Source organism: Rhodospirillum sp. A1_3_36 (assembly GCF_047263945.1).
Classification (GTDB): domain Bacteria; phylum Pseudomonadota; class Alphaproteobacteria; order Rhodospirillales; family Rhodospirillaceae; genus Rhodospirillum.
Genome location: NZ_JBLAVB010000030.1, coordinates 1 through 26,421 on the forward strand (window position 1 = coordinate 1; position 26,421 = coordinate 26,421).

Genomic DNA, 26,421 nt, shown 5'->3' on the forward strand with positions numbered 1-26,421 from the left:
CTGCCCAGTCTCTATCTTCGCGGCCTATCGAGCGGTGATTTCCAGGAGGCCTTGGACTCCTTGCTCGGCAAGGATGCGTCGGGTTTGTCCCCCCAGGCCATTGGTCGCTTGAAAGCGGAGTGGCAAATCGAGCACGAGCGGTGGCGGAATCGGGACCTGTCGGCCCGGCGGTATGTCTATATCTGGGCCGATGGCGTTTATCTCCAGGGTCGGATGGAGGACGAGAAGCAGTGCATTCTGGTCATCATCGGGACTACTCCAGAGGGCAGGAAGGATCTGGTCGGCTTTCAGGCCGGGTTCCGAGAAAGCGCCCAAAGTTGGCGAGAGTTACTGGAAGGGCTGAAGGGCCGTGGGCTCTCGATCGGTCCGAACCTGGCGGTTGGCGACGGGGCCTTGGGGTTCTGGAAAGCGCTGGACGCGTCCTTTCCCGGGGCCCGCCATCAGCGGTGCTGGGTGCACAAAACGGCCAACGTTCTAAACAAACTCCCGAAAGCCCGCCAAAAAGCGGCCAAGGACGACCTGCATGCCATCTGGATGGCCGATGGTCGCGCCGAAGCCGAAAAGGAAAAGGCCATGGACACATTCGCCGCCAAATATGAAGCCAAATATCCCCAGGCGGTCACTTGCCTGACCAAGGACCGGGCCGCATTGCTGGCCTTCTACGATTTTCCGGCAGAGCATTGGGTGCACATCAGAACCACCAATCCCATCGAGAGCGTGTTCGCCACGGTCAGGCACCGCACCGTGCGCAGCAAAGGATGCCTGTCGCACAAGACCGCCCTGGCGATGGTTTTCAAGCTGATCATGGCCGCGAGCAAGTCCTGGCGTCGCCTGAAAGGGAACAACCAGTTGCCCAAGATCATCGAAGGTGTCAGGTTCCGGGACGGAATTCAGGTACCTGAAAACGAAACAAACGCCGCCGCCTGATCCTGCCCGTCACCCAAAATCGGCCATAGCTCCCCGCCGCATGAACAACCCCAAACCACACCGGAGCAGAGCTTAAAACGCTGAACGACATGTCCGCAAAAACGGGACCACCTCACCTGTAGTCAAAAAGACACTGGCTCTGCGACTCCCCCGACTAGACAGTGGCGAAGCTTCGGAGTAGCAATGGGTGGCAATCGTATTAGAGATGCGCTTCCGCGCATCGCAAAGATTTTGGAGAGGTCTGATGGGTATTTCGATGTATGCAGTCGGAATTATGGAGCAGTACGGCATCCTTGCGCCAGGCCTAAAGTTGCTCGACCTCGGAAGCTCTAACCTCTACGGCGCAACCACTCAGCAAATAGTAGAATTTGTTCAGAGGCACAATCCAAATCCGCGGAATGACTTAGACGTCTGGGCTGAGCGCCTAGCTAGCGGTTCAGGTACCAACGATGGCGGTATGGCTCTGAACCAGAGCTTTGCTGGAGAGCTTTTTGAAGCGATTGGCATGGTCTATGATTCTATCGATATCGCCGACGGCTATAAGACGACCTACGTGGACCTGAACGTCCAACGTTTACCAGAGAAAATGGTAGGTCAGTACGATTCTGTCATCAATTTTGGTACAAGTGAACACATTCTCAACCAAATGAACACCTTTGCTGCCGTTCACGCGGCAACGAAAGTCGGCGGGCAGATTATGCATAATCTGCCAAGTGTGGGCTTTGTTGATCATGGATACTTCTGTTATACGAGCCGTTTCTTCTTCGATATGTCCGGATACAACCATTATGATGTTGTGGATATGTGGTACGATGGGCCAATTCCCGATCAGGGGGAGAACCTTTTTCTCGGCCCAAGCCAGTATCAGACTTACTTTCCAAGCCTGACGAATCGCTTGGAGCAGATCGGCGTGGCAGAACGAGAAACCATGCAGAACTCCATGTTGGTTCCGACCATCTCAATCTCAGTGGTCCTGCGTAAAACACAAAATATTGCTTTCATGGGGATGGTCGAAACGAGCACTAGTGTTGGCGAACTTGGTTCTACCCTGCAAGAATCTTATTCGTAAGGGCAGGAAGTCGGCACGTTTAGGCCGCGCCGACTTCCTATCCTCGTTAGCTACCCGTTTTCTCCATAGTGTTACGAACACGCTGGCGCACCTCTGGAGAAAGATCTTCCTCAACGCACCGACTGAGAACGTCGCTCAGGCGCATCTGGAGTTCATCCAGAGATGAACGTCCAGAAAAACTGCTCAGCAGGGTTCGTACTTCGACTTCCGGTGAGACCGGCTTACCCTGGGCATTCAACAGTTGCACGTAACGCTGCCACATTGATCCGTCATCAGGTGAGACTTGTAGAGCATAGCGTAAGCCCTGCTCCTCCAGTTCAGGCGGTGGAAGTTCACCGTGGCGTGCCATATCTGTCGCTAAGACGTAGGCGCGGTACAAGCCGTCCGGATCATCTGTCTGAGCAGATTCAACAACTGACTTTCGGTAAGACTCTACTAAATTGGCAGCCGAACCCTCGGCCAAAATCCGGCCATGCTCAAGGATAATACAGCGCGAGCACATATTAGCTACGAGTGATTCCGAGTGGGAAGCGATGACCAGGATTGAAGAGCGAGTCATCATATCTAGCATCTTGGCTTGGGCTTTTTGTGCGAACTGTGCATCACCTGTTGCTAGACCTTCGTCGAGCAACAAAATTTCTGGCTCAACAGCGGTCGCAATGGAAAAGCCCAGGCGGGTCACCATGCCAGAAGAATAGATGCGAACTGGTAGGTCTATGTACTCTCCTAGTTCGGCGAAGTCGACGATTTCTTCAATCTTTGTGGCAATTTGTCTACGAGTCAGACCTAAGTACAGTCCACAGGTTATGATATTCTCCCGTCCCGTCCCGTCCAAGCTGAGACCGGGAGTCGAATTAAACAACGTTGAGACGCTGCCATCAATAAGAACGCGTCCGCGCGTCGGGCTGTAGACTCCGGCAAGCAACCGCAACATGGTCGATTTGCCGGCACCGTTATGACCAACTAGACCGAGGCGATCACCTTCCCTCAAGTCAAAGCTGATGTCTCTCAGTGCCGTAACGATCCCACGCTTTGAATCAATTTGTCCACCGGTCGGAGCAGCCCGCTTCTGTGTGTGCCGTGTGCTTTGAACCGGGAACTCAATCCAAGCGCCATCAACCTTGAGTCTTGCCATTTCGTTATTCTCAATACCAATAAGCGAAGCGATCGCGATATCGACCGTAAAACCAAAAGGTGATTGCGGTGCCAACAATAAGAGAGCCACCGGTCCACATCCAAGAGGTCAGAGGAGGAAGCAACCCTAGCATCGGATCTCGTAAGATGCGCATCATATGATAGAGTGGATTCAGGTCGGCTATATAGGCTAACTTCGATCCAAGCCTGTCCTTTGGCCAAAAGACAGGGGTAACGAACATCATAATCTGCATGGCGCTAGAAACAGCAGGAACAAGATCTCGGCGACGCAGGCTCATCATGCCGAACAGGAGGCTGACCCAGATTCCGTTTGCAAGGAGGAGTAGCATTGCCGGAAATACGAGAAAAAGTTTCCATCCGGGCCAGTGCAACGTGAAGACAATGAGCAGAATGTACAACACAATGTGGTGTCCAAACAGCAGCAGTGCTCGCCAGACGTTGCCGAAAGCAAATGCCATGTAGGGGAAGCGCGTCTGTAGAGCAGTTCCTTGCCCTGAGATGAGACATCCTGCCCCGTTCATGATGAAAGAGGAGATTAACGTCCAGACGATCAACCCGGTTCCCACGAAACGAAAATGCTCCACAGGATCCTGACCCAGCATCGAGCCCCAGAGTACCCCCATTACAATTACAAAAGCTGCGAGGCTGATTGTATGCCAAAATGGACCGATCAAGGTGCGGCGAAATTGCCAGACAATATCAATCCACCCTGCGTGAATCCACACGCTCGACCGCTCTAAGGATTCAACTAAGTCCTGCCAAGCGATAGAAAAGGGGCTGCCTGGGCTTGGCGTTTCAATATGCCGGGCCGGTTTTGCGTTCGAAAGGTGTTCGACGGGCATGTCATCTCACAAAAGGGCCGAAGGTTGGAGGCGGTTACGTATGGGCCAAACATGAAGCAACAGCAAGGAACGATTTCCCGTCATCAGGCGGGCTCGCGGATGGCTGGCCTAGCTATAGTGGCTGGATCGACCTTATTTAACGCTCGCGAAAATCGATCGCGGGCTAGCCCGAAAGATCGACTTGAAAATGCCGCCCTGGTTTACAAAAGCCTGATTCCGAGCAATCACCTTTTCCTCGTTGTTAATCGACAAGGCCAGCAGACACAGTGCGGTACCACGCTCGACTAGGGCCCCTGATGGCACAATTGGTAGGCGCGCTCCGGGCAAGAAGCGGCCCTGCTTTTCCGGGGTGTCGTCGGCAACGAAGTCAATCAGGTCCGCCACATCCATGTAGTTGGCGAAAGCACAGGCCAGATGGCCGGCGCCAAACAGTGCAATTGGCCCGCTCTCAGCGCGAATTTTCTCCAAGGTTGTACGCAGCTCTCGCTTGGATGGCTCAAAGGCGGCGGCGTAGTCATCAAGCAAACCGACCTCTGCTTTGGCCACCGGGTCGACCCGAAGCGGCTGTGGCTCACCAGTCTTGCGGGCGAGTTGGACAAGCGAGTTTTCAAAAGGTAAGGGGTAGATATCCAGACGGATCTGCTCGAAACCGCCTAGACTGGAGAGCTGGCCGAACGTCGCTGGCGTCAGATAGAGGGAGTGCTCCTCCCAAACCATGCAGTAGTCTTTCAGACGCAGGCTGGCCATGCTGTCGGGCACCTCGAGCATAACGATGCCGCCGGGTTTGACCAGTTCAGCGATTCCCCGCACGAACGCCTGGGGATCCTCGGCATGCTCGGCAATGTGGCGCACGACGAAGATGTCTGCCTGACCGTACCGAGCCGCGATATTTCGCATCCGCTCGGGCACCGTCAACTTCTGGATCGTCTCGATGTTGGCGTTCGGATCCTTGATTGCGAGGTCGTCTCCGAGTTGGACCCTCCACGTTTTATTGAAGCCTTTGGCACGGAATCGATCAAGAGTGGTGTCGTCCTTGTACGTCAGGGCACCAATGACGCTATCCGACGTCACGCCTGGCAGGGCTAGGATTTGCTCGACCACAGTATCCAGATGTTCTTCCGGCTCGCGCGCGGAGATGAAGGTCGGTGGGATCAGTTCCGTATGTGGGACCGGCTGCGTGAGTTGGACCGTCCCACAGATCTGGCACTGGCCCAGGGGTAGGGGGACGTTACGCTCGGGAGCGTCGACGGTATCCAGGAAAAAGGTGGCGACAGGATGACTCCCAACATTCAACTGTTCGGTCACCGTGTCGGACCCACAAACCAAGCAACTCATCGAGGTATTACTCCTTAAAAATCCAGACGTGCTTCCCTGTCCTAGCTCTGAAAACACGGACACCTGATTATGCGGTGACGAGGAGGGACAGCTTGGACAGTGCTGAACAGCGCCGACCGGAAAGATCGGAGCAGATGTGGTGGAATGTCTCCGTCGAGCGAATATACACCGCCACAGCGCGGGCCTCGACGATTGTCAAGATTGGGAAAGGAACCGATGTGCGGTAACGTATTCCCTGTGCTGGGGTGAGCAGACCAAACCAAACGAAGCAGCCTCATCACACACGACAGGCACTTAAGAAGACTGTTGCCCGATGCCATCTCCATCGTCTCGGTGTGGTCTGCTCAGTCCGCTGGGAGACCACACCGTATCGTCTTACTCGAAGTAAATGAATTCGTGATCTCCAGTGTAGCCAGTCTTTTCAAACAGGAACTGCCATTCCTCTGGTGTATGGAAAGCACGGCAGGTGAGCTGCCAATACATCAAGTTCACCTTTTCACGCTCGTTTCGGTAGCCTTCGACGCAAATGTACTTGGCGCCGCGACCGACACGCTCCAGCTCCTCGAACGCGGACCAAAGGTCCGGCAGGTACAGATTGTGCAGCGTATTGATCGAGACGATTAGATCAAAATGGTCGTCCGGCCAGGGCAGCTTTGCTGCAGAACCGACTTGGCAATAAGGCTTGACAGACTCCATCGTATGCTCAATGGCATATTCGGAAATGTCGATGCCAACTACCTCGACTCCCGGCACGGACTCAGTAAAGTCGTGCAACAGGAAGCCCTTGCCTGACCCTACGTCAAGAATGCGCATGCCAGGCTTAATTCCATAGGCTTCGACCATGGCGTCGGCAACCTTGCGCCAGCGACCATCGTACTTGTAGCCGCCATAACCTGTCAGACGATCACCATCCCAATAATCGTAGCCGAACTGGATCGCCTTTTCAGCCACTTCGGCCTTGTCTCTTTCGTTGACGCGGGCGATATAGTCGCGCTTCGTTGATTTATGGACAAGGCTGACGAATTCTTTGTAGGCCATCGGATTCCCCTTCGGCAGGTCTGTTCAACGGTGCTGTGGCGAGCGTCCGGTTTCAGCCGCCCGGCGTGTCGGACACGGTTTTGGCGATCAAGGCGTCTGCCTTGTCAAGCTGCGCAGCGCACCGCGCGGCCCGGTCACCCTGGTTAGCGAAACGTCGACGGGCATCGTGGTGCGACAGGAAATCGTTCAACACAATGCAGGCCCATTTGATGTAGTAGGCATCACGCAGCATAACCATACGGGCTTGCGCGACCTCACCCAGGTTCAGGCGATGGCACAGCGTCTCGACGAACAGAGTGAAATGTTCTGGTGGCGTCGGGATTTCAGGGCAGGCAAAAAAATCTCCAGCAAGCTTGGCGGGATCGTCCCAACCAGCGTACTCAAAGTCAAGAAAGGTGAGGCCCCGAGCATCCTGCCACAACGCATTATGGAAACCAAAGTCAGAAGGTGAAACGATGATGTCCGCTTCTGGAAGTCGCGCCGTGGGGTCCACTCCCACGGCTGTGCAGGATTCCAGAATGCTTGCCTTCACGCGCAGCCACTGTGGTTCCAATCGTTCAGTCACCAACGTGCGTGCCGCGCCAACGTGCGGCGCCTCTGGGTCCAGCGTCGTGAGACGCGCCACCCGCTGATCCACCCGATCCAGATGATCGGCCACGGAAAAGCAGGCTTCGGATCCGGAGTTGAGGGATTGAGGTCCGTAAGGGCGTTGGTTGACGGTTGAGATAAAGTCCGCCGCGGCTTCGATATGCTGTTCTGTAATCCCGTTAGCCGACAGCTTTTCTCCCTCGACGAAGTCATAGAGACCAAGCTGGGCGTGGCGATCACAAGCCAACGGTTCGGGAACGCATCGCACGCCTCGTCCCCAGGCATATGTTAAAAAGTTCCATTCCGCACCCAAACGGTCGCGGGGGTCGTCGGCATGGCGGAAATAGCTCTTTAGGACCAGGGGGCCTTTATCCGTATCTAGGCGGAACACTCGGTTATTCTTACCGCCAGACAGTTGCTTCAGCCCGTGCGGTTCTCCTCGCCCAGCCTTGACGCAAAGGCGCGATGCCTCGGCCAAAAGGTCGGTATTATCCTGGGACTGCGACCGAGGCAGGAAAACAGCATTCATGGGCCCACCAAGCAACGTACCGTAGATCGTTTCCCAGTCGGTACATCGCTCCAGATCATCGGTCTTTACCGCCAAGGCATCATAAGGGTCAAAAAGGATGCGCCGCACGGTAGACGGAAAGCCTGACATTCTCAGGATTTCCGGTAGGTCGTCGATAAATGCCTCCACCTCTAGTGTAGCGGCACGAGCCACCTTTTCCTCTTTCGTTAACTCGAAAAAGGCATTCTCTGGCGACAACATACCTGGGCTGAAGAAACCCTGCGCCTCCAGGAAACCCCGCGCGGCTGCATGCATATCGTAGGGGGGCCCCATCATCGGGGTGCGGGTTTTATGGCTGACAACGAACAGCTCATGACCCGCAGCCACGGCGTCGCGGACGAACGCGGCAACGCCAGGATACGGTGAGACCAGATCCATGCGCGCGCCATAAATATAGCCTTGCAGCTTGGTGAACTCATCCTTGCGACCCGACCCATTTAGGAGATCACGCACTGAGTTCTTGTCTCGGCCCAGATCAGCCGGGATCAACCCAAGTTCTAAGGCAGCGGCGTAAAAGACACCGTCGTAGTTCGCGATCGTGTTGTCGAAGTCGATGCCGATCCGCATGGAATTCGCGCCGGTCAGCGCTTCGACATGTCGATCAGCGGGCGACCGACGCGCCCCGCTGCCAAATCCTGAAGCGCTTGGGTGGCTTGGTCGAGGCTGTAGGGCTGGCTAAGCAACTCACGCACCGGGAAGCGACCGCTGGCCAGCAGTTTACCAAAGCGAGCATAGTCGCGATCAGGCACACTGTCCCCGCCCCAGGTTCCCAATAGGCTTTTGCCCTGGTTGAAGACCGCCGGGTTCAGGCTCAGATTGTGACCGAGCTTGGCGTTCCCGATAACGACGGCGCGACCGCCCTGGTTGCGAACAGCGTCAACAGCATTCTCCATCACCATCGGCAAGCCAGACGCCTCCACGGCCAGATCCACACCACCAGGGACAATGGCTCTCACCGCTTCGACCACGTTGCCTTCGCCCGGATCGACCGCATGGGTTGCGCCATAAGCTATGGCCAGATCGCGGCGCGCCGGGTTCGGATCAATGCAAATTACCGGCATGGCTCCAGCAAAGGCAGCCGCCATGCAGGCGTTGAGACCGATGCCGCCGGTACCAAAGATCGCAACGCTATCGCCGGGACGGGCGTGCAGCACATTGAAGACGGCGCCCATACCGGTCGGCGCAGCACAACCGAGCAGGATGGCCACATCCGGCGTCAACCCTTCTGGCAGGCGGGTCAGACGGTTCTCGCTGACCACGGAGTGCCGCTGGAATGTGGTGACGCCGCCGGCGTTCACCTCCACACCGTCCCAGTCGTACTTGCAGCCGCCGGTTTCCGCTCCTGTACCACGGATCCACGATAGAACGACCTCATCGCCCTGCTTAACCTTGGTGACGCCGACACCGGTGTCGATCACCGTGCCGGTCCCCTCGTGGCCCAGGCAGTGAGGCATCCAGCGGTCGGGTCCCTTGTCGCCGCGCCACTCCATAACCTGGGTGCCGCAGGCTCCAGAGTAAGCGAGCTCGACCAGAACTTGACCGGGTTTAAGGGCGGGAATGCCAATTTCTGCCACGACGAGAGGTTGGCCCTGTTCGACCAGGAGAGCGGCTTCGGTCTTCATCAGGAGGTGGTCCTCTGCTTCATCAGGGAAGAGACAATGCGCTCGGCGATAGCAGGTCCGGTTAGACCCAGGCGTTCGCGGGCGAACTCCTGCTCTCCGGAGAGCTTAAAGAATTTGTCCGGCGCACCGATACGCAGCAGCTTGCGCGAGTCGGCTTCAGCGTCCACGGCCCATTCGGCCACGGCTGATCCAAAGCCGCCAACCACCGAGTGCTCCTCAATCGTAACCACTCGCGTGAAGCGCTGGAATGCGTCCGCAAGATAAACTGTGTCTAGCGGTTTGACGGTGTGGGCACTGACGACACAGGCCGACACACCCTTTTCGGACAGAGCCTCACGGGCGTGCATGACCTCTGGTAGCATGTTACCGGTGGACAGTAAGCACACATCGGTGCCTTCGGCCATCACTATCACTTTGCCAATCTCAAAGGTTTCGATTGAGCCGTCGTGGATGACCGGTTCGTTTTTCTTGCCCATGCGGATGTAGACTGGGCGATCCTGGGACAGGCTGGAGCGGAGCGCCGCCTGAACCTCCCATCTGTCCCCTGGCGCGATCACGCACATGGAGGGAATGGATCGGAGGAAGGAGATGTCCTCGCAAGCATGGTGTGTCGGCCCGAGGCCGGCGTAGGAAAGGCCTGCGCCAACAGCCACGATGGTCACCGGCAGATCATGATAAGCTACGTCGGTGCGGATCTGCTCCAGGCAGCGTGTCGTCACGAAGGGGGTGATCGTATAGACGACCGGACGCAGGCCGTTCATAGCCAGACCGGCCGCCACACCCATCATGTTCTGCTCAGCGACACCGCAATTGAAGAAGCGATCGGGCTGCGCAGCCTTGAACTTATCAAAAAGCTTGTTGCCGATGTCGCCCGACAGCATGACGACGCGGGGGTCTTCCTGGCCGAGCTTGGTCAGCTCTTCGGCGAAAGCGTTTCTCATGTCAGGACAATCCCAGCTCGCGATGGGCCTGAACGACCTCATCGGCCGTCGGCGCGCGGTAGTGCCAGTTGTTATCATCTTCCATGAAGGACACACCCTTGCCCTTCACGGTATGGGCGATCAGTGCGACGGGTTTGCCAGAGCCGTTCGGCACTTTGGCCATCATCTCGGCAAGCTGGCCCACGTCATGGCCGTCCACCTCGTAGGCATCCCAGCCAAAGGCAGCCCATTTATCACGCAATGGCGCCAGAGCCAGTGTTTCGTTCGAGCGTCCAGTGGCCTGCCACTTGTTGTAGTCGATAATGACGCAAACGTTATCAAGCTGCTTGCCGGCTGCGAACATGGCCGCTTCCCAGACCGAGCCCTCGTTGTTTTCGCCATCGGACATAAGGGCATAGACCCGATAGTCATCGCCCTTAATGCGCGCCGACAACGCCATCCCCAGACCGAGCGGCAGGCCATGGCCCAGGGAGCCTGTCGCCGCCTCAATCCCAGGAAGCAAGTTTGCCGGGGGATGCTCGGCCAAGCGGCCATCATCCTTATTGTATGTGGCGAGCTCTTCCTCCGGGAAATAGCCACGCATGGCGAGGGTCGCGTAGATCGCCATCGCCGCGTGTCCCTTGGAGAGGATGAAGCGGTCGCGCTTCGGATCGGTGGGATTCGCTGGATCGATGTTCAACACATGCCAATACGCCGCAGTCAGGATGTCGACGCAGGACAACGACGACCCCAGGTGCGCTGACTTGGAGACGTGGCACATTTCGACGACGCGGCCACGGATGCGCGCGGCCTGCGTTCGCAGGGCCTCCACATCCGGGCTCTGCCGTGCGGCTAGGGCATTCATGATGTGCCTCCCTCCTCTCAGGGCTTGTGCACGTACTGGGACGGCAGGTTCGGCAACTCAGCTTCGAAGCGCTTCGCCCAGGCGATGCAGTCGGCGATGCCGTTCTCTAGGCTGATTGAATCGCGCCAGCCGAGCTCTGTACGGATCTTGAAGGAATCAAGCGTGTAGGCCGTGTCTTTGCCCGGTCGCTCCGGGCCGATCTCGACGCATTCCTCAAACGAGGCGCCGAGCTGTTGCAGGATGGTCTCCACGAGTTGGCGAATGGAGACCAACTCATAGCCGGAGATGTGGTAGCAGTCACCAGGCGTACCGTGCAGGGCAACCTTGTAGGTAGCGTCTGACACATCGGTCATGTGGATGAAGACGCGGACCGACTTGCCTCCACCGTCCAGTTTTAACTTTTGACCCGTCATGGCCGCGATAACAGTGCGCGGGATGATCCGATAGAGCTGCTGGCCCGGGCCGTACACGTTGGCCGCGCGAGTTGAGACCGCAGGAAAACTGAAGTTATCCACGTAGGTCTTTAGGCTCATGTCACCAGCTGCGCGCGAGACGGCGTAGGGTGTCGAGGGATTGTAGGGATGACTCTCGCGGACCCAACCGTCGGTGGATCCGTAGACCTCCGGCGTGGTGACATGGACGTAACGATCCAGGCCATCATAGCCGCGCAGCATGTTGTGCAACTGTACGGTTGACACCACATTGGTGCGCATCCAGTCGTCCGGGTGATCCCAGCTTTGTCCAACCATGCTTTGTGCGGCGAAGTTCACGACATGGGTGGGGCGTTCGCGCTTCAGTACCGCGCCCAGCTTGTCCAGATCATGGTTGATGTCCACAGTCTCGAAGCGAACACTGCCGACCCGCTTCTGCCACGTATACGGCAGCAGTGCAGAATGGGGTTCGGGCGACCGGCTGGTCGCTAGCACATCATAGCCTAGTCCTGCCAGATAGTCGCAGAATGTGGCCCCGGAGAAGGAATTCGACCCGAGAACCAGAAAACGTTCGTTGTCGGACATGAAACTCTCAACTTGAGAAGTGGTGCCGATTGCGGTGGCGATCCGCCCTTTTTAGGTGGATATGCCGACGACCTCATGCCGCTTCGACCAAAGATACTGCATTACCATGTGCCCGATAATGACCTGGGCGTCCTCGGATATCTGCATGTCGTTGATGGCGAGATGAATCGGTCGATCAGCCAGGGCTTTCGCCTTACCGCCTGAGTACCCCAGAACGGCATAGCTCTTCATGCCGATCCGCTTGCCTTCCTCCAGCGCCTTCAGGATATTTGGCGAATTGCCGCTGCCTGACAAAGCGATGAGGATGTCACCAGCACGCGCCAGAACGCCAAGCTGGATTGAGTAAATTTGGTCGTACCCCTCGTCGTTCGCGAGGCACGTCAACACTGCGGCGTTGGCCGGTAGGGCCTGAGAGCGGATGCCCGACCCCGGTGTTTTGCCAATACCATAAATAAAGTCGTTCGCCAGATGCACGGCGTTGCCGGCGCTACCGCCGTTGCCACAGAAGAAAACCTGCTTGCCTGTCTTCCAGGCGTCCAGCATATCCTCGGCCAGCTCCGCCACTATGGACCAGTCGCAGCCGTCAAGCGCCTGCGACAGCCGTTTCGAATACGCGGCAAACATCTCAATGGGGGGAACGTCGTCTGCAATAGGCGCTGTGGCCTCCAGACTGCCCATCACACCACCTCCTTCTGCATCCACATCAGATTGTGGAAGGTCGGATCGTTCTTTAACACGCCCTGAGCATAGAGGCCAGACAGCTCCAAAATGGCATCACGCACTGTCTTTTTTGGCCGGAACCCGGTCGCTAATAGTTTATCGGAATTGACGCGGTAGGAACGCGGGTCGTTCGAAGGGGTGATAACGATCTCCGCTTCGGCAATCTCACAAACCATATCGGCTATTTCGCGGATAGAGAGGTTCTCGAAGCCGGCGTTATAAACACCCGTGTGCTGAGGATTGTGTAGCAGGAAGACATAGAGATCGGTGATATCGTCGATGTGAATGTTCGGTCGCGTCTGTTCGCCGCCGAACACCGTGATTTTACCATTCTCAAGGGCCTGAATGGTCAGCATGTTGACCGACACGTCCAAACGCATACGCGGAGAAAAGCCACAAACGGTCGCCGGTCGGACGATTTGAACCGACATGTCGTCCTGATAGGAGAGTACGATGCGCTCGCCGCACATCTTGGTCTTATTGTACTCGGACAGCGGGAACAGCTCCAAATCCTCGGTTACCTGAGGTTCGTCGGAGACACCGTAGACTGAGCCGGATGAGGCGTAGATGAACTGTTTGACGCCCATACGTTTCGCCCGGTCGGCAAGTTGCATGGTGGCAAGACAGCTGATCTCCCACGTCAGCTTGGGATCCAAGTCGCCGCAAGGGTCGTTGGCCACACTCGACAGGTGGATGATGGCGTCAACACCGTCCAGGTTCACTTCGTCGATATTGCGGATATCACCTTTGACCACTGTTAGCTTCGGATGCGGCAGCAGGTGATTGCCAAACCACTGAATGTCGAAAGCAACGACATCATGCCCATGTTCCAGCAGCTTTGGAACCAGCACGGTTCCCTTGTAGCCGCAGGCCCCCGTAACAAACACCTTCATCTGCGCTTACCCTACAAGGTGGATTAAACAGCCGAATCACGCCCGGCCACTAAATCTATACAGCCAGGACGGACGATCTCACTTATTGCACTGGTCTATCCGCTTGCATGGCGACACGCAACCCCAAAAAAGGGGGAGAGAGATGACGGTTCGGTGCACTATCTCCAGGCTCAGGTAGCCCACGACGCCAAGTGTCCAGGGCAAAAAACCAAAACTGGATCCGCGCAGTCCGAAAGACCTGAACTTTACGCCCACATAGATGATATTCTGCCTTGTTCATGGCAGCCCCATCACGTAGATCTCCCAAAAAACCCTCTCGGATCCTGGAGATAGAGATATGACCGACAGAGACGAGGAGGTCGGCCGCTCGTATGCCTCGAGGTATGCGACTGGTCGCCTGTGAGGCTTTTCGCATACCGCCCTCCAGCTTCATATCGCTATTTCCGCGTCAAACCCGCACTGCCCGCGGCGGCCTGGATCAATCCACCCAAAACCTCACAGGCCGGAGCTGCCTAAACATACCACACCAGTGGCCCATTCTCGTTGACACATTCCGAAACAAGAAAAGCGCCAAATCCTTTTGCTAGGTTTTGGCGCTCCAAACGCGATTTACGTTACTTTAAAGAACTCTCAAACTCGCCGCTCTCATGGGATGCGGCGTTCTTCACAGGCGACTAAATAAGTTTTCCCCTATGTCCATCCAAGAGATCTGGTCCCTTTTTAGCGAATAAGCCCGAGGTGCTCGTTACACCGGGGGCGCAGGAAATTCCTCATGCGCACGCTGCAAGCTTTCCAGATTACCGATATCACGGTGATATCCATCCGTCTCTACCGCGCAGATCCGTCCAACGAAGTTTGGAATGACCTCCGTGCTCAGATCGACGAAAGCACGGGGCACGGCCTCGGCTGCGGCCACGATCTCAGGTGTTACGATGTAGACGGCAGCGTTGGCTAGATTCCCAGGGGGATCTTCGACTTTCTCGTGAAAGGCCTTCACCAGTCCTTCCGCGTTTAATTCCAGGATACCACATGTTTGAGGTGCATCGGTCCTGAAGGCCAGCATTGTCATAGCGGCACTGCGCGGCCGATTTTGGTGCGCGGCCACCAAATCGTCCACATCGAAATCGGTCAGATTATCTGCATGCGCAACCAGAACGTCGTTGCTGCCATAGAGGGCTTGATTGGCCTTCAAGGTCCCACCAGTGCCAAGCAACTCGGGTTCATAAACCAGGTCAATTCGTGCCCTCCAGCGCGAAGCAGCGATATGCGCGTCTACCTGTTTGTGCAGGTAGTGAGTATTGATAATAACCCGGTCGATCGAGTTGCTCTCAAATAGCAACTCCAACCAATAGTCAAGCAGCGGTCGCCCATGGATTGGAACCAAGCATTTCGGCACAGTGTCGGTGATCGGTCGTAGGCGTGTACCCATGCCAGCTGCGAGAAGGAGTGCAAGCAAAGCAGATTCCTCTTTCTCAAACCGGAGTATTGAAAAGTTCGCCCAGGAGCTCCTCGACGTGCAGCGGTTTGTTTCCAATCCGACTGACCTGGCACCCTGCGGCAATGGAGCCGAGGTAGACGCTCTGCCAAGGAGATGCGCCAACACACATGGCCATGGAACAGCTGGTGAACAGGGAATCACCGGCCCCGGCCACGTCAACCGGCGCTGCGTTAAACACAGGCAGGCGATCCGTGTGCGGGTCACGGTCCTTTCGACACCGGATCATCAGGCCTTCGCCGCCTAGCGTGACCACCACATACTCCGCCATGGCAGCGTCTTGCAGCTTCTCGGCGGCGATCGCAAGACCTGATTCAAAGTCCCGGATTGCCAAGCGTGTCTCCCGCTCAGTCGGCGTCACAAGGGTCATGTGTTTGAAGCGCGAGATATCTGCGTACTGTGACGAGGCTTGGCTGTCAGCTGCCATCATGATCTTCTTGTCGAGACCGCGCTGGATGAGACCGTCAACAAGAGGCTGCGGCAAGCATCCATAATTGAAGTCAGAGAAAAGCAGTAGATCCGTTTTGTCGGCAATATCGTCAAAACGTTTCAGGAGAGCCTCAATCAAATCTCCGTCGATCGAGTGTTGCCGTAGGTCGTTAACGCGGAGCAGGGTTTTGCCGTGTGCACGGAACCGCTGCTTCAGGGTTGTGGGCCGAGTGGGGTCGACCAGAAGGTGGGTCTGAACGCCTGCGGCATTCAGTTCCTCTAGGGCAAAATCCGAGCGTTGATCTTGACCGACGACAGTCATGTAGCGCACCTCTGCCCCCATGCCTCGGGCATGGGAGGCAACAATGCCGGCACCACCAACAAACAGGCGCTCCTCCATCGGGGTCACGACGATGGTTGGGTCCTCCTGGGACATGCCGACCGGTTCGCAGGAAATATAAGCATCCAAGATCAGATCGCCGATCACAGTGACACGGAGACCTGAGAACTTTGAGAGGGTCGCGCGCAAATCCTGCAGAGAGAACCCATGGCGCGTCATGAAATCCTGTGGTTTCACAGTTTGCAGGCGCTGCGGGCGGGTTAACTCCTGCTGCAGCAGGCCGAGCGACGAGAAGGTGACGTCACCCGAAGAAAAGATCAAGCGACCGCCGTACTCCTCAACCACGGCGTCTTCGACGTTTTCGTGTTCTTTGTGCTCGTTGCCCTTGACGACAATATCAGGCTGAAGATTGCGGATAAACTCGGCCAGTGGCTGGTCCAAAAGCACGACATGGTCCACCATTTTGATGGCTTCCAGGGCTTCGAGCCGCATGCGAGCTGGCACCGTGATCTCATGTGGACCGTCCGGGTTAAGGCCGACGACGAGCGTATCGCAATTCTCTGAGGCGAACTTCAAAAGCCGCAGGTGGCCCGGATGCACTACGTTGAAGTTTCCCGAGACAAACCCGACAGTCTGACTGGCTTTCACATGGGCACGAATCCCTTCAACCGCCTGGGAACTGCTTAGCCATTCCTGTCCACTTTCGTGTTCTCTCCACCGCTTATCAAGCCGCCTCGCTACCTCAGTTCCTATCTTCGTCATGATGTCAACAGATCCCCAATGTGCCAATATACGCTGTGCCCGCCGCGAAATCGCTCTCTGGTGGTGCCCAGGGTGCGCCTTCTGACTTTTCTGGGTCAAATGGGCCGGTGGTTGTTTCCAAATAGATCAACCATTCGCTTTCAAACAGAAGCGTATGGAACACGCCTGTCGGCATACGGTAGAAAAACGCTCGCCCGGAGCCGTAGGGACCCATCGGTAGTCGTTCGGTGACATTGCTTCTATCATCGAACAGCAGGGCAGTCGCCCTGCCTTCAAGAACGGTCAACGTTTCCGTTTTTCCAAAATGGCGGTGCGGTCGAACATAGGAACTGTGGTGCATGGCAATCAGCATTTCCTGAGCCGCTGCGTCTTGATCAGGGTGGAAGCAGATGCGGCACCGCTTGCGTGGAGAGGCAGACGCAATGCGTTTAATCAGTGCCACTGCACCTGGTTGAGCAACGCCAAATTCGTTTTTGGCATAGAACACCTCCGGTGCTGCCTGATGGAAACCCGGTTCCGTCACGTTCGTCTCACTCCCCTAATGATTGGGCGCCTGCGAACCTATGGCCATTGCGGGATCCTCTCGCAGTGGCATCCAGCCCCCACAAAAGTTGTAGCACCCCTGAACTTCCGAAGCCAATGGGGCAGAGTCCGTATTGGCGTAGAAAATCATGCCACCGATTTCTGTTGTGACCTGCTTTTGGCTCTGCGAGCCCAGGCTCTGGTCAACTGTGTCGCGAGCAGGGGGGGCCAAGCGAAAGGTCGAAAGCGAAGGGTCAGCCAAATCATTCGTAGAACCTTACCAAGACCGCCGGGGACATAGGCCAGAAGGCGCCAAATGGCAGAATCAGAAGGAGTTGGAGCCACCAAAGATTGTAACTCCAGCAAAATTGTCCGATTGGCTCCAGCATTGATACGGCCGACCCCGAAGCGCCAACGACGCGCGAACAGGGGTAAGTAGTCGGGAGGGAAATGTGGATCGGTCCGCATCTTGGCCAGTGCCGCATCCAGAATCGCCACCGCAGATGCCGCGCGCGTGGCTGTTGTCAGCGAGGCTCCGGTCCTGTCGAGTGTCCAGTTGGCAGCGATGAGTGGTGCGAAGCAGAACCCATACCGCAAGGCTACGGCGCGCATGAGGTAGCCGTCGGCAAAGCTACCAAGCGTCGGGTCCAGAAATCCCAGGGCCTCGGCTGCATCTCGCCTCAGTACGACCGAGGAACTGGGGATGAAGTTGTCGATACGACGCAAGACCCCAGGGGCCGCCGCCGCTGGCACGGTACACGCGTGCTGGGCCGGGCGGGCCACTGGCCGCATAGCGAAGGGTCGGCCCTCCATATCAACAATTCGACACTCGCCGACGAAGAATCCGCTTGTGGGATGAGCCTCTAGCATGCGGCGTGCGGCTGCGAAAAAACCGGGTTCCACCCAGTCGTTAGCACTGCCCATGTAGATATAGCGTCCGCGTGCGGCCTCTAGCCCTCGGTTGAGGGCCGGAATGACTCCAAGGTTGCGTCGATTGCGCAATAGCAGCAGAGAAGGCATCTCGCTCTGAAGACGTTCGATCACCGCTAAGCTGTTGTCGGTCGAGCCGTCATCGACAACCAGAATCTCGTCGGGGGGGGGGGCCTGTGAGGCCAGCGCCCGCACGGCCTGCGACAGCGTCGCAGCATCGTTATAATTGGGCACAATGGCACTTAGCCAGGGACGATCTTCTGTCTCGACCACTGGGGCTGGTTTGCACCGGCCCTGCGTGTCGTCACTTCTTTGGAACTGGCTCACGAGGTCTTCCTTAATGGGGCTCCCGCGATGCGCCGGGCGCAGATCGACCAGAGCCTTTGTGAAGCCAACTTATCCGACCGATAGTCCACAGGCTACCCATTTGCAGACGCACTCCAGAGATGGCCCCGGAAATTTGGACAGGGTGTTAATACCAAGGTGCGGTGAGTTTGACACACCGCACCTTGGAAGCGGCCAAGTGGCCGCCGCGCCTTATGGCGCGTAAAAGCCCGCCTGGCGTTTGAACGCAAGAAAAGCGGCCTGGGTTTCAACCCGCGCCGCTTGGTATAAGCTGTTCCCATCTCTGAGAAGGAGAGGGACCTTGGGCAAGGTTACACGGAAGCGTCATGGAGCCGACTTTAAGGCGAAGGTGGCGCTGGAGGCGATCAAGGGTGAGCAGACGGTCGCGGAGTTGGCCGCGAAATACAGCATTCATCCGACGATGATCACGATGTGGAAAAAGCAAGCCATCGAAGGGATGTCCTCGACGCTCTCGAACAAGTCGACCAAGGAAACCGAAACGAATGCTGCGAAGGTGGAACTGCGGGCTACACCGTTGTATCCACGGTGATTTGTTTCATGTCTTTGGCCCAAACAATGCCCATATGACCGGCCGTTGCAAAGCTCTCCTGGACAAGTCTCGCGAGGGCGTCTGGACCGATCCCTCCGCGCCAATTTGTATGGAGCTGCAGTCCATGGGCAGGCGGTGCTGAAAGAACGTTTCGCCACAAAAATACTGGAAATACAGGCTGTGGCCCCGTCGGTCATTCACAGACGACGAATGATACTGATCTATCATGGGGTGGATAAGTTCACCCCATGATATCCACCGCCCCAAGGTTCATTTCATCAAAGAAACAACCATTGTTCGTTTCGAGTTGTCCGTGTGTATCGGCGTTGAAATCGCTACCGCTTGCCGGCGCAGACCGCGAAGATATAGTGTGCCATTTTGTGATAGCCCGTATGAACCACTTCGTCGTTCATGCTGAAAATAAAGACGTTGTGGAAGTAGTCCTGCAACAAGGCCTTCACGTCCGGTGCAGTTTTGCAGTTGACGTGTCCAATCTTCGATTGCGGCGAGGCGTAGATTTGGCTTTCCAGAGAGGGAACACCAATGATCGCACACCCATTCGGCTCAAGATTGGCAAAGCTATTGTTCAGGAAGGTACGCTCGTGTGCCTGATCAATGTGCTCTAGCACATCAAGGGCGTAGACAGCATCAAAAGACCCGGGAACCGGCCCATCAAGTAGGTCGTGTGTCTTGGCCTCGAATTTCCAACGCGGTACCATGCGATCGTTAACGTCTTGAATAAAGACTGGGTCGAAATCGACGGCTGTCAGCTTTTCAACCTCAGCTTGAACAATCCGGATGCCAAAAGCATCACCGCAGCCGACTTCCAAAACATGGCGACGACCGCTCAGCATCTTCGAGATGAATTTGTAGCGTGAGAGGCGGAATACGATGTGCTTCGGGTCCTCGTGCCAGCTCTCGCTACTGCGCAGTCCGAACTTTTCGACACCGCGTTCTTGGGCGGCCTCGACAATCACTTGGTACTGAACTTCCTTGGTTTTCATGGCTCACGCCCTCTTATCGCGCCCCAAGTCGGGGCACCTTCATTAAAGATGGACGTCACCGTCCTTGCCGACAATTCGCGTCTCGGGACACAGCACTACAAAGTGACCGCCCTTCTCTAGGTACTCACGGTTGGTCTCGATGATCTTTGCCGAATGCACCCAAGCGAGAATGATCGTATAGTCTGGCATTCTCTCGAGCAGTTCTTTCGTGGGGTAAATAGGAACACCGTCCCCTGAAGAGTATTTACCGACCTTCTGCGGGTGGTCATCGACGATGAACGAGATGGCATCGCGTAGGCCCATTTGAGCCATCAACGTCGGTCCGCTTCGTGCGGCCCCGAAGGCGGCGATGGTCTTCCCATCAGCCTGCCACTGCTTGGCCAACGAAGCTGTGGTTTCGCGCAGATCCACCACCTTTGCGTCAAAGGCCTTGAGTGTCTCAATTTTGTCCAGTGCGCGCTCGGTCTCCAGTGCCACCAAATCGTGCACAGATTTCTCAACCGGGCGCCCAGCCCCCTTCAGCTGCACCGTGCCGATCAGCGAACCATGCTGAATCGGTGCGCGTTCGGCGGCGATTAGCTCCAAGCCGTGGCGATCAAGGAACTCAATGAGAGGCTTCACCGAGTGGTGGCTCATATGTTCATGGAAAATGCTAGCAATCAGCACGCCGTCAATAATATCGAGTAGGTACTGCGCCTCGAAGAAGAACAGTCCGTCTGGCGCCAGCATGGTGCGCACACAGTCCACCATCTCACCAAGATCATCGGCGTGGGCAAACACATTAAACGCGCAGATAGCATGCGCCGGACCGCGCTCGTCACGGATCTTCTTGGCAAGATCGATCGACATCAATGCGCAGACGGTCTCGATACCACGCTCGTTGGCGCGGCGAGCCACTTCAGTCGCCGGATCAATGCCCAGAACCTGGTAGTCCCGTTCCTTAAAGGGCACCAGAAGAGATCCATCGTTGCTACCGATGTCGATGATCAGCGCCCCCTCTGGGGGTTTGGTGGTATCAAGAATCTTGTCCGCCATTTGCCGGAAGTGCTCAGGCATGCCTTTTGCCGCACCTGAATAGTAGGTGTAGGAATCCCAGAGATTCTCTGAATCAATGAAATCCAGGTGCTGGACATGGCCGCAGTCACGGCACATATACACATCGACCGGATAGCGCGGCGCCAGACGCGCGGTCTCAGGGTCCGTGGTGTATCCCTCGGACAGGGGAATTGGCTTCAATGCCACAACCAACTCAACGTTGGGCGAGCTACAAAGGCGGCAGGTTTGCCGGTGCGAAACGGTCACGCTCATTCGGATGGGTTCCTTAAAATCAGCCGTGGCCGGCCGGAAACAGATCGCGTATCAGGGCGTCAAGCGACTGGGGTTCCAGGCCTGTCAGGTCGCGGGTACGAGTCATTCCGAGCCCGCTGTAGGTCGGCTTGAACGCAATATGAACCCCCTTGGCTGTCGATGTCGTCGGCTCGACCACACTCGCCCCGTATCCCAGGTGGCGGGCCAACGCTTGTGCGAAGTCCACGTAGCTAACATTGTCCGCGCCGGATAAGTGCAAATTACCGGGCACACGCTTTTCGCCGATTGTCGCCAAGGCATCACCGACGAACCGCACCGACATAGGCGCAAAGATCAGATCAGCGAAGGGCGTAATCGTCTCCCCCCTATTCCAAGAGGCCAGCCAATTTGGTAGGGGTGGCGTGTCTGAGTCCATGATCTTGGTGAGGCGTGTAATATTCAGTCGGTCGCGCGCACCCAATTCGTTGGTAAGCCTGAGGACCTCGCGCTCACCGTCAGCCTTCTGTTGTGCATAGGCGATCCCGGGCGTGTGCGCATCGTCTTCATGTGGCCAGGGGCGCTCACCCCCGAAAACAGAATTCGTTGAAATGAAGGTGACGAAAAGACCCTGATCAAGCAGAGAAGCAACCAAACGCGGGATCAATTCAACATTGATCACCTTGGCCATCGGATCGGTCTCGCAACGCTCATAATTAGTCGCTGCGGCGATGACGAAGGCATAGTCCACGCCATCGGGTGCCCTGTAGGTCTCTTCCTTTTCGAAATCAACCAGAACGCGCCCGGGTTCCAGTGTGTCGGGCCGTCGTGTGGAGGCATGAACCTCATGCCCACGCGCTTTAAGCGCGCGAACCGTACTGCCGCCGACCAAGCTGTCGCCGCCGACGACCAGAAAACTCCGCTTATCCGCCATGACCCCTCTTGCCCTCACACAAAACTGCGCCCAGTCAAAGCATAGATGGCGGATCGCTGTCAACGGACCGTAGCATCTTGAACCGTGTTCAGTTTCCAAGCGGGCCAAGGCGAGATTTTCTGTAAATCACGCCTCCGGTTTACTGCCTAGAGAACCCGAACAGCCTCAATCCGTGCGAGCGCTCGTGTCGATGTCGCGCAACCGTAGCTTAACCAGTATGCTCGAGCAATAGGGCGGGGGGTGTTTGCTGTACCGCCTCGACAAACGATTGAGCGCAGCCATCAACAGAACGACGACCGACCATGCACAGGAAGCCAAGGTGAACGACGCAAAACGATGCAGGGATGGAAAACGCAAGTATCTACGGCAGGCGCTCTCGTTTTTTGTCAGAATGCGTTTGATCAAGCCGCCGACGTACCGTGCCTCTATTTCGTATCGTAACCAGGATACTGGCAGCATCATTTTTAGGTAATAGACGATCTCGCTCTCAAAACGACCAGGATCGTTTTGGGCGTTTGGGTGCTCAATGTAGACATAAATCTCACCGTCGGGATTCAGGAGCCGTCCAATAGAGGCCAAAACGGTGCCAAGCCGAAGAATATTCTGGCGGGTCAGCGTCACAAAAGCAGTGTTAACCGGCCCATCGGGCGCAACTTCGCCCGTAACGAATGCCTCCAGGTCGAGCGCTTCCGTTGCGAATCTTTCCTCAACAGCGCTTCGTACCGAGGCGTCTTCGCTGCATACAACCAAAATGCCCTGATGCGCGCGCTTCTCAATTTCCTCAAAAGCACCAAAGACAAGTTGGGCGTCCAGCCACAGGGGATGCCAGACCGGTATATTCGGGAACCTGCCGCGTTGCCGCTTTATGAAGACGGCGACCTTAATGTAGAGAAACTGGAAGATGGGGTAGAAAAAATTGGAGACCGTGGTGCCGGCATGGGAAGATTTAAACTTTTTTCTTAAGCCTTTAGGGATCGCAAGTGGCTTTTTTACTTCTGACGGCCAAGGTACCACCGCGTTCTTATCGTCCGCCGCCAATTCCCGACTAAGCTGCCAATATTGCAACCCCGACGTCCAATAGAAGTGGTCCACGTGGTCAACCGGTTTGGGTGACAACTTATCGGAGACCTTCGCGATGAAGGTGGCGAGCCCCTGACGGGCAGAATCCAGCCGGGGCGGCAAGTCTTCCGTGTGAAACACGATGTCGCGGGTAGCAACGGCTCGATGTTCTGCGCTCGTCCAACTCGACAAATGCGCGGCGATTCTCTTGGGGTTGCTCATCCCGGTAAGGATGTATTCAAGCTCTTGTCGGGAGTTCTGCAACTCGAGCATAAAAAAATCGTCGGAGTCGTCAAGGATATCCATCGACCCTGAGGGTACAAGTTCCGGTATGAAGCCATAGTCGCAATAGGAATTGATCGGCGGCAAGGGGCGCTCTGGTTTGATCGCCATCATGAAAATAAGGTAGTGCCGAGCCAGCAGGGTATTGCCATCGACCTGCCAGTAAATTTGATTGTGGGTCTGGCACGTCATCAAACCTTGAGTCACGGTCTTGGCTATAACCGTGGCGTGTAGGTTCTCGAAGGTCATCCGCACCAGGTCACGCGGCGGCACGGTCAGAATACCTGCGTTCTGTTCGGCGGTTTTGGCAAGAAGCGGCGCCAGCACTTCCGATTCAGCGCGAAGGGAAGGAGCTAAGATGCTGTGGGCATCCCCTCGGATCATCTTTTCGGCAAGGGTGCGCAGCGAACCGTCTGCCAGCACAAAATCCGAGTTCATGAACAGGAACCAAGTGTTCACTTGTTCGGTTCCAACTGACATCACGCCCCGGGCATAGGCCAAGGTAAGGGTCACACCGTAAAGACCGTTGGTGACCAAGTCGTCGATCATCAGGAAGTTGATCTGGCAGAAACGTTGGAGCGCTTGAAAAGCCGCTTCTTGTTTAAAAATGTCAACGGTTTCTTCCGTCGTCATCACGAGGATTTCGAGATCAATCATCTCGAGCAACGCCGGCAAGTTACCAGGCGCAAGGTACGAGGGTAAAGAGATCTGTGCGAATTCTTCGACGTAGCGTTGACCCCAAATTGGGATAATCAGCTTTGCCTTCGGTCTGTTACTCATGCGGGGTTCCAGCGCCTGTTAATTAGATGTGTCCGCGCTGAAACGAAGAGAAACAGCACCGGATGAAATGAATGACCTCTTCCGTCCACCCTGACGGAGCAAAGATAAACTGGGTTAGTATCTCGGTCGTCCTCCCGCAACAAAAAAATCCTCAATCCCGCAACAAGGTGTTAATTGCGTAGCGAATTGATGTCATTGAGATCAGGTAAAGGCGAATTGATCGCCATAAGTCGCGCACGACGTCCAGAGAGGACTAACCATTGGGTCATTCGGTTTCGGCCACCGATCGATACCTAGTATGGATTTGGCGCTCTATTCCAACCGAAATCCATTGGTAACCGTCAAAAAATGACATTGAGACACTTGTCTGTCGCCTTGGCCATGAGTCGGCTCAAGGGCTAATAAGCCTTCAGTCCTCCTAGAGCCTGTTGATGTTCATCTGGTTCGAATGACAGTTGCTGCCAGATGAATCATAGCGGCGAAGCTTTGATCGGTCTTGCAGGCACGCATGGCGATGCGCTTGAACTCCTTGAGCTTTTAGAAGAAATTTTCAATGAGATGGCGCCATTTGTATTTTTCGGCATCGTGGGGGATTGGGGTAGTACGGTTGGCTTTGGCCGGAATGACCGCTTCGATGCCGCGTTGCGTCAAGAGATCGCGCAGCCAATCGGCATCATAGGCTTTGTCGCCAAGGAAGGCGTCGAAACTCAGGCCATCGATCAGGGCGGCTACCCCGGTGGTTTCCCCCGCTGCCCCGGCATCAATTGGAAGCGAACCAATTGTCCCAGCCCATCGACCAGATCTTGGTGGTCAGGCCGCCCCGGCTTTTGCCGATTGCCTGACTTTGAGTCCCCCTTTCGCGCCTTGGCCGTGACGGTGAACTCGGACAATGGTGCCATCAACCATGGCGTACTCGAAATCCGCATCTGTGGATAAGGCATTGAAGATGCGTTCAAAAGCTCCAGCCTTGGCCCAACGACGAAAGCGTTTGAAGACCGAATTCCATTTCCCGAATTCCGCCGGAAGATCCCGCCAGGATGAACCCGTCCGGGCAATCCACAGCACTCCTTCCAAGAACAACCGGCCATCTCCTCCGGTCTGGCCTGGATCGCTGGTCTTACCAAGACAGTAGGGGGCGATGGCTTCCCATTGCCGATCACTCAAAATATCGCTGTCCAAAGCTTGGTTCCTTCTTCAAACCAAGCTTTGAATCAAATTCTAGACCGAGTGGGAATCCCAAATTTGAACGTCAACAGGCCCTAGCAAAAGGAGGGTGTCAAAAACGCCCGTTTGTGGCGAAGCTTTATGGCTAGCGCCACGAGACCCGTTTTCAGTGTATTTTTGACGTCATAACTCGGCGTCTAAAACAAAAAGCCATTCCTGGCACAAGCTTTTGAGTTATGACATATTAATTTCATGCTAATTGGATACGCTCGCGTCTCAACCCTTGATCAAGACCCCACTTTGCAACTGGATGCTCTAAAGGCTGCCGGATGTGAGCGGATTTTCTCCGAACACGTCTCCAGTGCCAAAGCTAGTCGCCCCGAGTTAATCAGAGCTCTAGAGTGGCTCCGTGCTGGAGATGTGCTGGTGGTCTGGCGGTTGGATAGACTGGCCCGCTCCCTTAAGCAGCTTATTGAAACCGTGGAAGACCTACAGACCCGCAGCGTGGAACTACGAAGCCTGTCGGAACAAATTGATACCATGAACGCGGGAGGACGGCTGGTGTTTCACCTGTTCGGGGCTATGGCAGAGTTTGAACGTTCACTCATTCAGGAGAGAACACGTGCGGGCCTTTCCGCTGCCCGTGCGCGGGGTCGCATGGGCGGACGCAAGCCCAAGATGACCGAGGCGGATATAAAGGCTGCACGGGCGCTTTTTCTCGGGGATGCTTCCCTAACTATCCGAGACGTAGCCACGCGGCTAGGGGTCAGTCCCCGAACCCTGCAGCGAGCTTTCGTCGGCGGAGTACCCCGCGCCATTCAATAAAGTGTAGAAGTATGGACTTTATCTGACAGGGAGAGGTGGCCCCGGAAATTCGGACAGGGTGTTAAGCTGTTCCCATCTCTGAAAAGGAGAGGGATTTTGGGCAAGGTTACACGGAAGCGTTACGGGGCCGACTTTAAGGCGAAGGTGGCCCTAGAGGC

23 protein-coding genes and 2 pseudogenes are annotated in these 26,421 nt (G+C 56.1%); 4 read left to right on the top strand and 21 right to left on the bottom strand.

Features of this window, described 5'->3' with window-relative positions; genetic code table 11:
• Both ACLIRY_RS24810 and ACLIRY_RS24815 read left to right on the top strand, forming a co-directional pair.
• Positions 1-927: IS256 family transposase (locus ACLIRY_RS24810; protein ID WP_413208113.1), on the top strand; the 927-nt coding region annotated here is incomplete at its 5' end.
• Positions 928-1,171: 244 nt separating this feature from the next.
• On the top strand, positions 1,172-1,996 hold the full coding sequence (locus ACLIRY_RS24815) for a hypothetical protein (RefSeq protein WP_413208114.1): 825 nt from the start codon (positions 1,172-1,174) through the stop codon (positions 1,994-1,996).
• 46 nt (positions 1,997-2,042) lie between these two features.
• Here ACLIRY_RS24815 and ACLIRY_RS24820 read toward each other — a convergent pair whose 3' ends face one another.
• The 16 genes from ACLIRY_RS24820 to ACLIRY_RS24895 form a co-directional block, all read right to left on the bottom strand.
• A complete protein-coding gene (locus ACLIRY_RS24820) occupies positions 2,043-3,221 on the bottom strand; it encodes an ABC transporter ATP-binding protein (protein WP_413208115.1) in 1,179 nt (392 codons plus the stop codon).
• Positions 3,142-3,993 carry an ABC transporter permease gene (locus tag ACLIRY_RS24825; RefSeq protein ID WP_413208116.1) on the bottom strand — a complete coding sequence of 284 codons (852 nt, stop codon included), beginning with the start codon at positions 3,991-3,993 and terminating at the stop codon, positions 3,142-3,144. Before ACLIRY_RS24825 ends, ACLIRY_RS24820 begins: the two co-directional genes overlap by 80 nt.
• 132 nt (positions 3,994-4,125) lie before the next feature.
• Positions 4,126-5,328 carry a methyltransferase domain-containing protein gene (locus tag ACLIRY_RS24830; RefSeq protein WP_413208117.1) on the bottom strand — a complete coding sequence of 401 codons (1,203 nt, stop codon included), beginning with the start codon at positions 5,326-5,328 and terminating at the stop codon, positions 4,126-4,128.
• 67 nt (positions 5,329-5,395) lie between these two features.
• The gene (locus tag ACLIRY_RS24835) at positions 5,396-5,527 is read right to left on the bottom strand and encodes a hypothetical protein (protein ID WP_413208118.1); all 132 of its coding nucleotides are present in this window, start codon (positions 5,525-5,527) and stop codon (positions 5,396-5,398) included.
• 176 nt (positions 5,528-5,703) lie between these two features.
• Positions 5,704-6,366 carry a class I SAM-dependent methyltransferase gene (locus ACLIRY_RS24840; RefSeq protein WP_413208119.1) on the bottom strand — a complete coding sequence of 221 codons (663 nt, stop codon included), beginning with the start codon at positions 6,364-6,366 and terminating at the stop codon, positions 5,704-5,706.
• 52 nt (positions 6,367-6,418) lie between these two features.
• The gene (locus tag ACLIRY_RS24845) at positions 6,419-8,089 is read right to left on the bottom strand and encodes a phosphotransferase (protein WP_413208120.1); all 1,671 of its coding nucleotides are present in this window, start codon (positions 8,087-8,089) and stop codon (positions 6,419-6,421) included.
• A gap of 14 nt (positions 8,090-8,103) precedes the next feature.
• The gene (locus tag ACLIRY_RS24850) at positions 8,104-9,144 is read right to left on the bottom strand and encodes a zinc-binding dehydrogenase (protein ID WP_413208121.1); all 1,041 of its coding nucleotides are present in this window, start codon (positions 9,142-9,144) and stop codon (positions 8,104-8,106) included.
• On the bottom strand, positions 9,144-10,085 hold the full coding sequence (locus tag ACLIRY_RS24855) for a transketolase family protein (protein ID WP_413208122.1): 942 nt from the start codon (positions 10,083-10,085) through the stop codon (positions 9,144-9,146). Before ACLIRY_RS24855 ends, ACLIRY_RS24850 begins: the two co-directional genes overlap by 1 nt.
• Before the next feature lies 1 nt (position 10,086).
• The gene (locus tag ACLIRY_RS24860) at positions 10,087-10,929 is read right to left on the bottom strand and encodes a transketolase (protein WP_413208123.1); all 843 of its coding nucleotides are present in this window, start codon (positions 10,927-10,929) and stop codon (positions 10,087-10,089) included.
• Between the two features lie 17 nt (positions 10,930-10,946).
• The gene (locus ACLIRY_RS24865; protein ID WP_413208124.1) at positions 10,947-11,945 is read right to left on the bottom strand and encodes a GDP-mannose 4,6-dehydratase; all 999 of its coding nucleotides are present in this window, start codon (positions 11,943-11,945) and stop codon (positions 10,947-10,949) included.
• A gap of 51 nt (positions 11,946-11,996) precedes the next feature.
• Positions 11,997-12,623, bottom strand: a complete 627-nt coding sequence (locus tag ACLIRY_RS24870) for an SIS domain-containing protein (protein WP_413208125.1) — start codon at positions 12,621-12,623, stop codon at positions 11,997-11,999.
• Positions 12,623-13,558, bottom strand: coding sequence for an NAD-dependent epimerase/dehydratase family protein (locus tag ACLIRY_RS24875; RefSeq protein WP_413208126.1), 936 nt, complete (start codon positions 13,556-13,558; stop codon positions 12,623-12,625). The genes ACLIRY_RS24870 and ACLIRY_RS24875 overlap by 1 nt, the downstream gene beginning before the upstream one ends.
• Positions 13,559-14,303: 745 nt before the next feature.
• Positions 14,304-15,014: a nucleotidyltransferase family protein gene (locus ACLIRY_RS24880; protein WP_413208127.1), complete on the bottom strand. Its 711-nt coding sequence runs from the start codon at positions 15,012-15,014 to the stop codon at positions 14,304-14,306.
• Positions 15,015-15,030: 16 nt separating this feature from the next.
• Complete coding sequence (locus tag ACLIRY_RS24885) at positions 15,031-16,584, bottom strand: PfkB family carbohydrate kinase (RefSeq protein WP_413208128.1); 1,554 nt, start codon at positions 16,582-16,584, stop codon at positions 15,031-15,033.
• Positions 16,585-16,588: 4 nt separating this feature from the next.
• Positions 16,589-17,107: a WbuC family cupin fold metalloprotein gene (locus ACLIRY_RS24890; RefSeq protein ID WP_413208129.1), complete on the bottom strand. Its 519-nt coding sequence runs from the start codon at positions 17,105-17,107 to the stop codon at positions 16,589-16,591.
• Between the two features lie 146 nt (positions 17,108-17,253).
• Positions 17,254-18,309 (bottom strand): glycosyltransferase family 2 protein, encoded by a 1,056-nt coding sequence (locus ACLIRY_RS24895; RefSeq protein WP_413208130.1) that lies wholly within the window; start codon positions 18,307-18,309, stop codon positions 17,254-17,256.
• A gap of 373 nt (positions 18,310-18,682) precedes the next feature.
• On the opposite strand from ACLIRY_RS24895, the pseudogene ACLIRY_RS24900 reads away from it, so the two are divergent.
• Positions 18,683-18,901 (top strand): annotated as a pseudogene (locus tag ACLIRY_RS24900) (transposase); the annotation flags it as partial.
• A 365-nt stretch (positions 18,902-19,266) separates the two neighbouring features.
• On the opposite strand, the gene ACLIRY_RS24905 reads toward ACLIRY_RS24900, so the two are convergent.
• The 5 genes and pseudogenes from ACLIRY_RS24905 to ACLIRY_RS24925 all read right to left on the bottom strand — a co-directional run bounded on the left by ACLIRY_RS24905 (position 19,267) and on the right by ACLIRY_RS24925 (position 25,453).
• Positions 19,267-19,935, bottom strand: coding sequence for a class I SAM-dependent methyltransferase (locus tag ACLIRY_RS24905; protein WP_413208131.1), 669 nt, complete (start codon positions 19,933-19,935; stop codon positions 19,267-19,269).
• Between the two features lie 42 nt (positions 19,936-19,977).
• A complete protein-coding gene (locus ACLIRY_RS24910; RefSeq protein WP_413208132.1) occupies positions 19,978-21,243 on the bottom strand; it encodes a methyltransferase domain-containing protein in 1,266 nt (421 codons plus the stop codon).
• Between the two features lie 19 nt (positions 21,244-21,262).
• Entirely contained in the window at positions 21,263-22,153 is an 891-nt protein-coding gene (locus tag ACLIRY_RS24915; RefSeq protein WP_413208133.1) for a sugar nucleotide-binding protein, read from the bottom strand.
• 165 nt (positions 22,154-22,318) lie between these two features.
• Positions 22,319-24,274, bottom strand: coding sequence for a hypothetical protein (locus ACLIRY_RS24920; protein ID WP_413208134.1), 1,956 nt, complete (start codon positions 24,272-24,274; stop codon positions 22,319-22,321).
• A 435-nt stretch (positions 24,275-24,709) separates the two neighbouring features.
• Positions 24,710-25,453, bottom strand: a pseudogene (locus tag ACLIRY_RS24925) (IS5 family transposase).
• 237 nt (positions 25,454-25,690) lie between these two features.
• Here ACLIRY_RS24925 and ACLIRY_RS24930 point away from each other — a divergent pair.
• Positions 25,691-26,263: a recombinase family protein gene (locus tag ACLIRY_RS24930; RefSeq protein WP_413208135.1), complete on the top strand. Its 573-nt coding sequence runs from the start codon at positions 25,691-25,693 to the stop codon at positions 26,261-26,263.
• Positions 26,264-26,421: the final 158 nt, after the last annotated feature.